The organism is Grimontia sedimenti (assembly GCF_011045095.1).
Taxonomy (GTDB): domain Bacteria; phylum Pseudomonadota; class Gammaproteobacteria; order Enterobacterales; family Vibrionaceae; genus Enterovibrio; species Enterovibrio sedimenti.
The window spans coordinates 1-837 of the sequence record NZ_JAALDL010000053.1 but is presented as its reverse complement, the minus strand read 5'-3'; the positions used below and the strand labels follow the sequence as shown (position 1 = coordinate 837).

Genomic DNA, 837 nt, shown 5'->3' with positions numbered 1-837 from the left:
TCGACTACAGGTACGACGGACGGTTCGACCACCGGCGGTACTGACGGCAGCACTACAGGTACGACCGACGGTTCAACCACCGGCGGCACAGACGGCTCGACTACAGGTACCACCGATGGCTCGACTACGGGTACCACTGACGGCTCAACGACGGGTACTACAGACGGTTCAACCACGGGCGGTACGGATGGCACCACCGATGGTTCAACAACTGGTGGTACCGACGGCTCGACTACAGGTACGACGGACGGTTCGACTACAGGCGGTACTGACGGCAGCACTACAGGTACCACGGACGGTTCGACTACGGGCGGCACTGACGGCTCAACAACGGGTACCACTGACGGTTCAACCACCGGCGGCACCGACGGCTCAACGACAGGTACGATGGACGGTTCAACAACTGGCGGTACTGACGGCTCGACTACAGGTACCACTGACGGTTCGACCACCGGCGGTACGGATGGCACCACTACAGGTACCACGGACGGTTCGACCACCGGCGGTACAGACGGCAGCACTACGGGTACGACCGATGGTTCAACAACCGGCGGTACTGATGGATCGACGACAGGTACCACTGACGGCAGCACCACGGGTACGACAGACGGCACCACCACAGGTACGACGGACGGTTCGACCACCGGCGGTACGGATGGCAGCACCACAGGTACCACTGACGGTTCGACCACCGGCGGTACTGATGGCAGCACTACAGGTTCGACCGACGGTTCGACTACGGGCGGCACAGACGGCTCAACCACAGGTACGACGGACGGTTCGACCACGGGCGGCACCGACGGCTCAACGACGGGTACGACAGACGGTTCGACTACC

The 837-nt window shown here is 62.5% G+C and carries 1 protein-coding gene; it reads left to right on the top strand.

Going from position 1 to position 837, the window contains the following annotated elements:
- Window positions 1–837 (top strand): hypothetical protein (locus G5S52_RS23440; protein ID WP_205744044.1); only part of this gene is annotated, 837 nt, incomplete at both ends.